Source organism: Mesotoga sp. B105.6.4, from assembly GCF_002896535.1.
Classification (GTDB): domain Bacteria; phylum Thermotogota; class Thermotogae; order Petrotogales; family Kosmotogaceae; genus Mesotoga.
On the sequence record NZ_JWIM01000077.1, the window covers coordinates 1 to 12,389 of the forward strand.

Consider the following 12,389-nt stretch of genomic DNA (forward strand, 5'->3'; position numbering starts at 1 on the left):
GTTTCGTATCATCAGGTTTATATTAGTTCCACCTCTTCCTACAACTGTGGCACTGTGAACGATACCGATAAATATCAAATCAACAATTGGTGGGTGATCTATAGATAGCATCTGAGAAGAATCAAAATGATAGTATTTTGGAGTGAGAATCCTGATTCACAAGAGATTCTTTTCAGGATTATTTTAAACGCTCCGGTTAGGCAATTGTTAGCCTAGTCGCTTTTGGAGATAGGGGGTTGTATCTTGTGAGGAAAGTATTACTTTCGTGGTCAATGATTTTGATGCTCGTCTTATCAGCCTTTGCATTGCAGCAGAGCTTGACAGTTGATCCTGACGAAGCGAAGGAATTGGCGAACGAGGCCTATGTTTTTGCATATCCTATGCTAGAAAACTACCGAACGATGTATGTTCAGGTAACGGAAAGAGGTGGATTCAATTCATTAACCCACGTTAAGAACCTATTTGGTCCCCATAGCAGACTCATAGTGCGCTCAAACAACGACACACTTTATTCGTCTGCGTGGCTTGATCTAAGAAGTGAGCCCGTTGTAGTGGAGATTCCGCCAGTACCCGATCGCTACTTTTCATTCCAGTTCATAGACATGTACACTCATAACTTTGCTTACGCAGGTACTAGGGTCACCGGCTCAGATCCATTGACAATAATGATTGCGGGACCCAACTGGGAAGGAGAAGTACCTTCAGATGTTGAGAAAATGTTCGTTAGCGAGGGAAACTTTGTCTACTGTTTAGTTAGGACAGCCGTGAATAGCGAGCTACCGGGAGATCTTGAAGAAGTATTGAAGATACAGGAGAATTATGTTCTGAGACCTTTGAGTGATTCTGCTGGCGATGTGTCACCTCCTCTTCTAGACGATTTTCTTCTTCCTTTTGACCAAGAAGCTGTTGATTCTATCGGATTCATTGCATACTTCAATTTCCTGCTTGGGCAACTGGAAATTCATCCTACAGAGGAAAACCTAATCGATAGCTTCTCGAAAATAGGAATTGGTCCGGATTATCCGTTCGATCCGTCTAGACTGACCGAACCGGTAAGAGAAGCAATTGATTTAGGAATTGCCGAAGCTCGTAACTCTATATACAATCCAGGTTCTGTTTTGGGAACGATCAGAAATGGATGGACGATGTCCGAACGAATCTTCGGTGATAGAGAGAGAATGCAGGGAATGTATCTTGTTAGGGCTGCCGCTGCTCACATAGGACTTTTCGGAAATGATCTCGAAGAGGCCTACTACCCTAGTTGCAGGGTTGACAGCGACGGAGACCTACTGGATGCTTCGAGATTCAATTACAAGCTTTCATTTTCGAAGGAAGAGATGCCGCCGGTTGATCCCAGGGGATTCTGGTCAATAACAATGTATGACATGGATCAGATGATGGTTTCAAATTCCCTGAACAGGTATTCAATCGGAGACAGATCTGAGTTGATCTACGAAGAAGACGGATCACTAGTACTCTACCTGCAGCACGAATCACCCGGGCCGGACAAGGAGTCGAACTGGTTGCCAGCACCAGATGGACTGTTTACAATAACTATGAGGATCTACATCCCTGCAGTTGAGGGACTCGATCCTCTATACTGCCCACCCGCAGTGAAGAAGTCTCGACTGACAGACTAGAGCATAGAGTACCCTCTTTTTCCTCATCATTACCTGTAAGTCAGCGAGTTCAACGGTACTCATATGTTGAGTCTTGTTCTTGCGTGAATGCCGTGTTTAGCTCTTGATGAATCTGATCTTAAGTCCTCCCTTAAGGCCTAAGTTCCCGAAAAGTCTAACGATGAAAATCTTCGTGAGGCATTGAAAAGACTACGTTAGAGTTATTTTCTATAGGTTTATCCCTCGTTATATATTATAATGTATGTAACGAGGTGAAGAGATGGGAATTGTCTACCAGAAAAATAAGAAAACAGGAATCACATATGTCTACAAAAACGAAGCCTATTGGGACAGGGAAAAACAACAGTCCAGAGCCAAGAGAACCTTAATCGGCAAGCTGGATCCAGACACTGGAGAAATCGTACCGACCAGACCATACAGGAAGGGGTCTGAACAGAAGGATGGCATTTTGAAAAAGCTGGGTCCAGTTCCCATAACGAAAATCCGAAGGGATTTCTATGGTGCTTGCTATCTTCTAGATCAGGTTGGAAAGATCACCGAAGTCGCAGCCGATCTGAAAGCCTGCTTTCCCGACCGTTATAAAATGATTCTATCGGTAGCCTATTATCTTATTCTCGAAGAGAATAACTCACTCAGTAGGTTTTCTCATTGGCAGAGACTGCATGCCCATCCTTATGGAGGAGACATACCATCACAGCGCAGCAGTGAGCTGTTCCAATCCATTTCCGAAGAAGAGAGGATGATGTTCTTCAAGAAGCAGGGCAGACGCAGAATTGAGAAAGAATACTGGGCCTTTGACATCACTTCCATCTCCAGTTATTCAGAGACACTGAGACAGGTCAAGAAGGGAAGAAACAAAGAGTACGACAGACTACCTCAAATCAACCTTGCCCTTCTCTTCGGTGAACAGTCTGGACTTCCCTTTTACTACCGGAAACTTCCAGGCAATATCACCGATGTGAAAACAGTTAAGCAGCTCATGGCTGAATTCAATGTCATGGGATACAAAAAGGTCAGTGTCCTTCTTGACAGAGGCTTTTACAGCGGAGAGAACATCAATCTGCTCTTCAAGAACCACCAGAAATTCATCATAGGTGTCAAACTGAATCTTAACTATGTGAAAGAGGTCCTCGAAGAAGAACGCGATAACCTTCAGCTATGGTCGAATCTGCAACCTCAGTTCGGAGTATATGGTTTGTGTAGAACAATACAGTGGGAGTATGAACAGGAAAGACCAAACAAAGGGGACGTATTAAGCTCGAAAAGGCGAGCATATCTACATCTTTTCTACAATCCCGAGAAGGCTGCCAAAGATCAGACCGAGATGAACGATTATCTGAGCAGACTATACAATGACCTGAAGAACAACAAACTCAAGGAATACAGTATTAAGGAGTACGACAAATACTTTACTCTTACCAAAAGGGGCAGGAAAGTCACAGCGAAGGAAGAGGCGATGCGTGAAGCGGCAAGAAACTATGGCTATTTCGCACTGCTTTCCAATGAAGTCAACGATCCCTTCGAGGCCTTATCGCTTTATCGCAGTAAAGACATAGTGGAAAAGAGGTTTGGGAACCTGAAAGACCGGTTGAATTTCGGGAGAATGCAGGTTTCCTCTGAACTATCCCTGAATGGAAAGCTGTTTGTCCAGTTTGTGGCTCTTATCTATCTCTCTTACATAAAGAAGAAGATGCAGGACACCGGTCTCTTTCAGAACTGGACATTGCAGGGTCTCCTTGACGAACTGGACACTATTGAAAGGTTTGAGTCTCCTGAACATGGCCGCTTGATCGGAGAAGTCACTAAAAAGCAGAAGGATATCTACGCCAAACTGGGTGTGAAATCTCCCTCGTTATAATTTACGGGAATGCAGGAAACACATCACTGTCTGCGACATAAGATGAATAAGGCCCCAGAAGACTGTAGGCACAGAAGGCTACCATGATCCCGCCGGCAAATATCGCTGCAATGCTTCGGCCGGTAAGCATAAGAGAACCGGTAAAGGCAATACATATCAAAACTCCAATAAAAGGCAATCGTCTCCCTATTATGTCACTCCATATTCCAATAAACGGCCCTGCTATGGCTGCGACAAGCATCCCGGCCGAGATAGTAAGTCCTGAAACGTCCGAAGAGAAGTATCCGTTCAGAAGCGGTATCAGTATCATGTTCACAACGCAGAAGACAAAACCGATAGAAATACTTCCCAGAAAAACCCCGCTCATTACGGAATCATCTGCTGTCTTTTCGTTATTAGACTTGAGTAGCGAGATAGATCCAACCTGTTTGTCATAACCACATCTTCTACAATTTGAATAGGGATATTGTGTTCCCCGGCATTCAGAGCCGATAGAAGACCAGCTAGAACCGCTATTGTGTCCGTATCGCCGCCGATGGAAGCGCCCATTCTTATCGCCAGCCATACATCATCTTTTGCTTTGCTGAATATCGTAAGAACTGCGGGAACCACTTCGTTTGACTGAAGACCTGTCCCGTTGATAAAGTAGAGCGTATCGAGAATCTCTTCAACGTCGTTACACCTGAACAGATTACGTGTGAAGAATCTGGTCCGCCAGAGAGTTGAAGGACCAGCAAACTCGGGAGCTCCAAACCTGGTAGCGTAACCTGCTCCCTCTGCAGCTGCTTTAAGTATATTTCTCACATTTTCACCCTCAACAGCGGCTTTTACGGCAAAACCGATAGCCATAGCAGCTTCAATGGCCGTGCTGGTGTTGTGTGTTGGCACCGAACACCTGTAGATATCTTCCGCCAGTTCCAGCCCACAACTGTTTTTACTGCATAGAGCTGCGGAGGGAGCTCTCATAGGATCACCACAGGTTGTCGCGGCCAGCCCAGCCTTTAGAGCCTTCATTGAACTGGGACCTATGTAGCCTTTCCTATCTGCTCCACTTTTTTTTAGCCATGACAGAAGACCATTGACAGTGTTCTGGATAGTTATTTCGCCGCTAACACAGTAGGTTTCTATGAGGTAGAGATTCTGTTCGGTATCGTCAGTTACCGATGCCCTGGCCAAATTTTGGTGAATCAAAGAGAACTGTGGATCGATGATCTCGCTCACAAACCCGAAGTTCCGCTTAATATACTCTCTGGTCATGAACTCAGTCGGCATTCCAAGCGCGTCACCAACTGCAAGCGCCTCAAGAGCCCTATGATATTTATACATTTATGTTGTTTTCTCCTTTCAGCATTGATTAATCAACCGTGAATTCTTTTTAAAGTCTGACGGTTGATACCGCCTCTGGCAGGCAACCAATCGAGATCTCTCCGCCTATATCGTAGCAGACATTGCCGTCGACCACGAGATACGAAGAGAGCCCCTCTATTGTTATACGATCTTTTTCTCCAAATAGCAGCTGTTGTATGGATATCGCTTTTGGTGGCGACTCGAGTTTCGAGTCAATTATCACTGTGTCCAGAAGAGATACTGCTCCACAGACTGGAAAAAACGGGGCCAAGCAGAGAGCTCCGGTGATCGCCTTACCGTTATAATGACGGCTTTCCAGTAGAGGAGAAGCAACTATCTGCAAGGTCTTGAAACACGGTAGTGATTGAGAAACACCGTTTTTGAGAAGCGCAAAATCGGCTGTCGTTATTTCTTCTGAAGGCTTCTTTTCAAGCTTTATCCCATCTTCCAGAAAGGCTCGAGCACTCAGATTGGTCATCTTTCCCTCGATCGTTCCAAGAAACGTGTCACCAATAACTATATCGTTGAAAGCGTAGAAAGTTCTTCTCCCGGCGCTCTGAACGTACAAAGCCGAGACTCTAGCACAATTTAGGTTAGCCAGGTCCAGTCTATCCAGGGTATCTTCATTGAAGCCAAGCAGCGGACCTACATTTGCAGTGCCGCCACAAACGCCCAGTAGCGGAATCGTGTAATGCCCTTCTATGATGAAAGCGCCGATGTGGGCGAGGAATCCATCCCCACCCACACCGACGATGAGATCGACTTTTCTGGACAGAAATCCACCAAGACAGGATTTAAGTCTTTCGGAAAAATCCGGACCGTGAATCTCAACGATTTCGAGAGAGTCTCCGCGGTCGAACCAGCTCTCTCCATAGTCTAGGCCGCCAGTAATCAGGGAAGCTTCTTGACACCTATCTAACAGCTTCAGAGCGATTACTTTGAACCGCTCTCTTCTCCCTGCGAGCGGGTTAAAGACAATGCCAATCCTCATCAACAGACTCCATCACAGCGAAGTTAGGAACTCCCGGTCCTTCTGCAGTTCTTTCTCGGTAGTCTCGAGATAGTTCTTATAGGCCGGTTCTAACACATAGATCCCGGAGTAGCCTAGCTCTCTAACAGTTTTCATGATTCTCTTCCAATCGCCTTCGCCCTTTCCCGCCGGAACATGCTTCTGCTCACCCGAATGGTCGCTCAGATGTAGATGTATCGGCTTAACGCTACGGATGAAACAGGCCGGATCGATTCCTGCCTCCCATGCTTCAGTAGTATCGACCATCGGGCCAACGTTTCTGTGAGCCAGAGTCTTCACAAAACCTATCAGTCCGCCGGCTGTGTCTGCCAGCGTATTCGGGTTGTTTTCGATGGCCAATCTTACTCCCGACATTTCAAGTCTGTCGGCAAGGTATCTCAAATTGTCAAGAACCGGCCGTTCAAAGAGATTCGCTTTCTGACTATCCATCTTCGGTAATGCGTGTACAACTACTATCTCACTGCGAAGAATCTCTGCAGAAGCGGCCAGTCCATCTGCCATAGTCCTGGCTTCTCTTATCATTCCCGGGTAAGGGTTATACAGAAGGGAGAAGAATACCAGCGGGAAATGAATCGAACTGACCTCTATTCCAATTTCTAAAGCCTTTCGCGCAAAGGCCGGTCTCGTCTCTTCAAGACACTGTGGCATCAGCTCGGCCTCACGAAAACCGCTCTTTCCAATCATCGTGAGCGCTTCCAGAGTTGGTCTGGGATAAAGGGCAGCGGTAGAGAAGGAGATTCTCATTCCAGATTCGCCTCTATCTCGGCTTCAAGTTCTTTCGACAGCCACTTCATCGCGTCGGCCGGAGACATTACGTTTCTCTCTATCTTCTCCAGAGCTTCCCATATAAGGCTGTCCATGGTTCCCATCTCGTTGAAATGCCAGTATGCGAAGGCAAACTCCATCTGTTCGAATGCTGTTCTCCACATAGGAGTAGAGGCCATGCATTCCTGTGTTATCGGCAGTTCGAGCGAGGATCTTCTCGTAGGCAGATAGCCGGTTTCGATTGCGAACTTCGCTGCGTTCTCGCTCGTAGTCAACCACTTTATCAGCCTGTAGGTCGCTTCATCCTCTTTCGCTGTCTTCGGGAAGAGAACTGCCACGGCCCCTCCTATGGGTACTGCTCTTACCTTGCCGGCAGGAAGGAAAGCGGCTCCAAATTCGAAGCTAGTCGTTCCCTGCCATCTTCCGATCCTGTTGGAACTACCCATATAGAATCCCAGAGTCCCCCCAAGGAACATCTTCTCGGCGAGCGAATGCTGACCAACGGCCATAGCCTTCTCGTCGATTAGCCTCTTCCAGAACTGAGCAGCCTCTACTCCCCGTTGATTATCGAATAGCGGAGTCATCGTGGAGACATCTATGATTTCGTTCTCGTTCTGAAGCAGAAAGGCTTTAAAGATCCATGAAGGATCGGACATATCGACTCCCCAGATATCGGGTATACCGTCGTTATTTGTATCCCTGGTTATGGCCTTTGCCGCTTCAAGCAATTCTTCCCAGGTCTGCGGAGGATTGTCGGGGTCCAGTCCCGAAGCTCTCATAAGGTTTTTGTTATAGTAGAGGACGGGCGTACTTATGTTGAACGGAACTGCGCAGATCTTTCCTTCGTACTTCGAGTAATCCCACAGCGCCGGGTAGAAGTCATCCATGTCAAATTCGGGATCCTTAAGCATGTAATCGAGAAGGACGAAGTTCCCCCTCGCGCCGGTAAAGATCGGCCCGGCAGGTATTATGCCTCCATTTGGCAATGTGTTGGCTGCAAGAGCCGCAGTGATCTTCTGGGCGGTATCGGCATAGTTTCCCGAATAAACAAGTTTGACCAGAACATCGTTTTGACTGGTGTTGAACTCCTCGACTATTGCCTTAAACGACTCTCCAGATGCGCCGCTCAGGGCATACCAGAACGTTATCTCTGTAACGGCCATTGTGAGAACCGCTACTGAGACTACCATGATACACAACAGTACTTTCTTCACAAAAACACCCCCTTCAGGATTTCAGTCCTGTCATCGTTATAGACTTGATGAATTGCTTTTCAGAGAACATGTAGACGATAAGCACCGGTACAATAGCCATTACTGAAGCCGCCATCATTAGCTGATAATCGCTGCTTCCCTCGGTCATCAGATATCTCAAACCTATTGGCAATGTACGCATATCGGTGTTGTTTATGATTATCAGGGGCCAGAGGTACTCTGTCCAGTGTCCCAGAAAGGTGAAGAGCGCGATCGTGGATATAGCTGGCTTGGTGCTGGGCAGTATAACGTTGAATAGTATGCCGAAGTAACCACAACCATCTATGCGCGCCGCATCCTGCAGATCCATCGGAACGGTTATGAAAAACTGTACAAGAAAGATTATTGAGAACCCGTTGAACAGAAACGGAACGATCAGCCCCTGATAAGTGTCGATCCATTTCAGACTGCTGATTATCAAGAAGGTAGGAATCATAGTGACGACAAAAGGCATAAGCATGGTCGCGACGATGAACATGAAAATCAGGTTCTTGAACGGAAACCTCAACCTTGCCAGAGAGTAAGCTGCAAGTATCGAGACGAATATCTGGCCTACAGTCGACAATGTAGTAACCAGTATGCTGTTAAAGTAATACCTCCCGAATGGAACCATCTTGAAGACCCGTGCAAAGTTGTCAAAACTCCAAGAGCTGGGAAGCCATTTGGGTGGATAGGAATAGACATCCGCCTGTGTCTTGAAAGCCGACAGAATCATCCAGAAGAATGGAAATAACATTGCGAAAAGCCCCACAAGAAGTATTAAAAAGGCGATCCGATTTCTTCTTCTCTCGGCCTTAAGTACTCCATTCTTCATTCGTAGATCCCCCTCTTACTACCGGCCTTTCTCTGAACCCACGTCAGCGAGAGTATCATGAGAAACAGCACGACGGCCGCGGCCGAAGCTCTGCCGATCTTGAAACTCTGGAAGGCCTGCTGGTAGATGTAAAAGACCATGACACCGGTGCTGTAGAGAGGGCCTCCGTTCGGAGTCATGACAGAAATAGGTGTGAATATCTTGAAGGAATTGATTATCCCCATCAGAATTACAAAGGAAATGACCGGCGATAGAAGCGGCAAAGTTATCTTGAAGAATATTCTCCGCTCGCTTGCACCGTCTATCTTTGCAGCTTCTGCGTAAGTCTCCGGTATTGCCTGAAGACCGGCGAGAAAGATCACTATGTCATAACCCAGGCCCTTCCATAGCGCAAAGAATATCACTGAAGGCATTGCCCACTCGGGATCGTAGAGCCAGCGAATCGGCTTGACACCAAAGAGAGACAGTATCTGATTCAAAGGTCCTAGCGAGGGGTCGTAGATCCATATCCAGATAAGAGATGCGGCGACCATGGGAAGAACAACCGGGGCGAAGTATGACGCTCTCAGGAATCTTCTCGCAAAGATCTTTCGATCAAGAAGCCGGGCGATAAAAAGTGACACTACAAGGTCTAGAGGAATTTTCACGGCAGCAAAGTAGAGAGTATTCAGCATCGACTTAAGGAACTTTTCATCCCTGAAGATATACTGGTAGTTACTGAATCCTATGAATCTCTTTGTTTCCCTCAGAAGGTCCCAGTTCGTGAAGCTCAGATAGATGACACTGACCAGAGGTATGACCACGAAGACCGTTGCCAGGAAGAGTGCAGGAGAGAGACAGACAAAGGCAACCGCAACCTCTTTGGCTTTATACCTGGGCCGGATTCTCTTCACCATGTTTTCACTCACATCCCGAAGAAAACTTTCATGGCTTCACCCTTACTCAGAATCTCGAAGGCCTTCGGCGCGTTCTCCAGGTCGAATCTATGGGTCATAAGTCTCTTGAAGAGCTCAACCTGAGATGAAAGCGTTTCTACAGCCCTTTCGAAGTGCTTCAACGCAAAGCCGAAACTACCGACCACACTCACCTCTCTGTAATGAACTGCGTATGAATCTACTTCGATCAGTGAGTCCTTGGGGTAACCGCTGAAGAGAAGAAGGCTTCCGCCGTCATTGGCAAGCCGCGTGTACTGTCCTACGAGCTCGGGAATATTGACGGCAAAGATAATGCCGTCGAAAAGCCCTTCGGGAGGTCTGTCTGCCGCTTCGATCCCAAGACTTCTGATGTGCTCAAGTCGCCAGGCGGACTTCTCTATCACAAAGGTCTCACAGCCCTCAGAGACTCCGAGAAGTGCAAACAAGACACCCATCGGACCACCGCCCACTACAAGCAATCTCCTGGGTTTCACTCTTAGCTTTTCGAATCCGTTGAAGACACATGCGAGAGGCTCGGCAAGGATTTGTGCAGGATCGTCTGTGACCTTGAAGAGAGCTCTGGATGCATGCTCACGTGACACGGCAATGTATTGGGTAAAGCATCCGGTCTCCAAATATGTCTTCGACTTGCAGAGCTCTGGAACACCAATTTCACAGAGGTGGCACTTGCCACATTCTGCATATGGAGCGACAGCGACTGTGTCACCCACTTCGAGGCTCTTCATATCAACATTGAGTTCGACTATCTTTCCGTAACACTCGTGTCCCAGTATTGTTGGCGGTTTGAACATAGGATGGCCCTTCAGGTAGGTCTTCAAATCCGTTCCGCAGACACCCGCGCCTAGAATCTTAATGACCACATCACCTTTCGGTTTTCCAATCTCTCTCAGTTCAAGCCTTTCCGGACCGAGATAGAAGAGCGCCTTCATCCACAATCGCCTCCTGTGATTTCCAGAATACTTCTGGCTGTGAACTCATCGGTAATCAGAATATTGAAATAACCTGCCCGAGCAGCGACGACTATTCCGTTGACTTTTTCCTTTCCGCCGGAAAGACAGACTACTCTCTTTACCTTCTTCAATCTCGATATCGGCAAACCGGCAAGGTTTTCTTCCATACCAGATTCGCAAATTTCGCCCTCGACGTCTAGAAACTGACCGAGAATATCGCCGACTGCTCCCTGAGATCTGAGCTTCTCAAGAATGGAAGTCTCTATCTCAGCCGTGAGAGCTCCCCTGGGTGTTCCAAGACCCACAATAGCCAGATCTAGCTTGGCCCAATGTTCTTCTATGACGCTCAGGGAATTCGGCGAAAGACCTTGACGGTAAATCTCTCCCCCGTTCACAAAAGCAGGGAGATTGAAAAATACTCTTCTGGCCCCGAATTTCTCGGCAAGCCTGTCAACCATATTGTTCACCTGGTAAAAGGGCGCAGTTTGACCTATACCTCCAATTAGCGGAACAAAGAGCTTGTCTTTGTGTAACGCATATTGCTCGTGATTATCAACCAGGAGAACAGTCTTATATAGAGTTCTTCCCCAGCCTACACCGATTACGTTTGAATCAGCAATCAAAGACGGCAGAAAGGAACTGGCTCTGGCCGCAATTGAATCAAGTAACTCCGGAGACGCCCCGCTCCTTCCTCTTCCAAGCGGTGCAATGACAACCTCTTGAAGACCGAGAATTCTTTTGATACCAGATGCGAGTTCATCGAGCTTTTTATCATACGGTTCGTTTATATTGATCTCGACCATACCTACTTCTCTGGCACGTTTCAGGTATCTCGAAATCTGAGGTCTTGACAGATCAACTCTGACCGAGATCTGTTCCTGGCTGAGATTCTCGATATAATACATGACGGCTATTCTGTGCATCAAAGAATCATCAAGAGATCTTGGTATTTGAATCACCCTCTCAATACTCTGTCAAGTTCAGAAACGAGACTCACGGGATCTGCACTCTGGAAGACGTTTCTTCCAAATGCTAGTCCCTTTGCTCCAGACTCCTTTGCGCTTTTGGCCATCGAGAGAGCGTCGAGATTCTTCGGGCCTCCAGCCAGTATTACCGGCACAGGGCAACCCTCAATGACACTGGAAAAGTCTTCCGTGAAGAAGACCTTTAGAACATCCGCTCCCAATTCGGCCGCTATTCGGGCTCCAGTTCTAACCAGCTCGGGATCGCCCGTTTTCGAGAAATCCTCAGCCAGAATCTCGACAATGACAGGAACCGACAGCGAGTGGTACTCCTCTATTGCTCTGGCGACGTTCTCCATGGAATCGTAATCGTGACTTCCGAGAATAAGCATTACAATTGCCGCATCTGCACCATAGTTGACAAGCGTATCTGCCCCGAAAACTATTGGATGCACTGTCTTGTAGTCTGAAAACTTGCTTCCGCCAAGAGATGAGCGCACGATAAGCTTCTTGGCTGCCACAAGATCCGGGTCCATTAGCTTTATCAAACCGGGATTGACAATGAAGCCATCGGCAACAGTTGAAGCGAGTCCTTCCAGTATCTCCAGCGGCCTTTCCAGGCCGTCCAGCGGCCCGAAGAATTGTGGATGATCTAGAGCGACGACAAAGAGTTTCCCGTCATTTGAGAAGAGCTTTGCGGTGTTTCTCGCCAGTCCGGTCAAGATAATCACATCCCCTATCTTAAATACACATTTGTGCATAACAAATGTTCATAATAATTATACCAGAGACGCTGCACCAAATGCAAACTCCACGATATGCATCACAAATAATC

Annotated in this window: 12 protein-coding genes; 2 read left to right on the forward strand and 10 right to left on the reverse strand. The window is 47.2% G+C overall.

Annotated elements, in window-relative coordinates; translation table 11 throughout:
• The first annotated feature begins 245 nt into the window (after nt 1-245).
• Nucleotides 246-1,640: a DUF1254 domain-containing protein gene (locus RJ60_RS14350; RefSeq protein WP_258006362.1), complete on the forward strand. Its 1,395-nt coding sequence runs from the start codon at nt 246-248 to the stop codon at nt 1,638-1,640.
• Nucleotides 1,641-1,899: 259 nt separating this feature from the next.
• A complete protein-coding gene (locus RJ60_RS14355; protein ID WP_103135207.1) occupies nt 1,900-3,498 on the forward strand; it encodes an IS1634 family transposase in 1,599 nt (532 codons plus the stop codon).
• 1 nt (nt 3,499) lies between these two features.
• On the opposite strand, the gene RJ60_RS14360 is transcribed toward RJ60_RS14355, so the two are convergent.
• The 10 genes from RJ60_RS14360 to RJ60_RS14405 are packed head-to-tail and all read right to left on the reverse strand — an operon-like array spanning nt 3,500 to nt 12,276.
• Nucleotides 3,500-3,865: a hypothetical protein gene (locus RJ60_RS14360; protein ID WP_103135208.1), complete on the reverse strand. Its 366-nt coding sequence runs from the start codon at nt 3,863-3,865 to the stop codon at nt 3,500-3,502.
• A complete protein-coding gene (locus RJ60_RS14365) occupies nt 3,865-4,824 on the reverse strand; it encodes an ADP-ribosylglycohydrolase family protein (RefSeq protein ID WP_103135209.1) in 960 nt (319 codons plus the stop codon). Before RJ60_RS14365 ends, RJ60_RS14360 begins: the two co-directional genes overlap by 1 nt.
• 49 nt (nt 4,825-4,873) lie before the next feature.
• Nucleotides 4,874-5,836, reverse strand: coding sequence for a hypothetical protein (locus tag RJ60_RS14370; RefSeq protein ID WP_103135210.1), 963 nt, complete (start codon nt 5,834-5,836; stop codon nt 4,874-4,876).
• A gap of 12 nt (nt 5,837-5,848) precedes the next feature.
• Nucleotides 5,849-6,619 carry a sugar phosphate isomerase/epimerase gene (locus tag RJ60_RS14375; protein ID WP_103135211.1) on the reverse strand — a complete coding sequence of 257 codons (771 nt, stop codon included), beginning with the start codon at nt 6,617-6,619 and terminating at the stop codon, nt 5,849-5,851.
• Nucleotides 6,616-7,854: an ABC transporter substrate-binding protein gene (locus RJ60_RS14380; protein WP_103135212.1), complete on the reverse strand. Its 1,239-nt coding sequence runs from the start codon at nt 7,852-7,854 to the stop codon at nt 6,616-6,618. Before RJ60_RS14380 ends, RJ60_RS14375 begins: the two co-directional genes overlap by 4 nt.
• Before the next feature lie 13 nt (nt 7,855-7,867).
• Entirely contained in the window at nt 7,868-8,707 is an 840-nt protein-coding gene (locus RJ60_RS14385) for a carbohydrate ABC transporter permease (protein ID WP_103135213.1), read from the reverse strand.
• Complete coding sequence (locus RJ60_RS14390) at nt 8,704-9,603, reverse strand: carbohydrate ABC transporter permease (protein WP_103135214.1); 900 nt, start codon at nt 9,601-9,603, stop codon at nt 8,704-8,706. The genes RJ60_RS14385 and RJ60_RS14390 overlap by 4 nt, the downstream gene beginning before the upstream one ends.
• Nucleotides 9,604-9,611: 8 nt before the next feature.
• On the reverse strand, nt 9,612-10,571 hold the full coding sequence (locus RJ60_RS14395) for an alcohol dehydrogenase catalytic domain-containing protein (RefSeq protein ID WP_103135215.1): 960 nt from the start codon (nt 10,569-10,571) through the stop codon (nt 9,612-9,614).
• On the reverse strand, nt 10,568-11,551 hold the full coding sequence (locus RJ60_RS14400; RefSeq protein WP_103135216.1) for a sugar-binding transcriptional regulator: 984 nt from the start codon (nt 11,549-11,551) through the stop codon (nt 10,568-10,570). The genes RJ60_RS14395 and RJ60_RS14400 overlap by 4 nt, the downstream gene beginning before the upstream one ends.
• A complete protein-coding gene (locus RJ60_RS14405; RefSeq protein ID WP_180979979.1) occupies nt 11,548-12,276 on the reverse strand; it encodes a class I fructose-bisphosphate aldolase in 729 nt (242 codons plus the stop codon). The genes RJ60_RS14400 and RJ60_RS14405 overlap by 4 nt, the downstream gene beginning before the upstream one ends.
• Between the last annotated feature and the right edge of the window lie 113 nt (nt 12,277-12,389).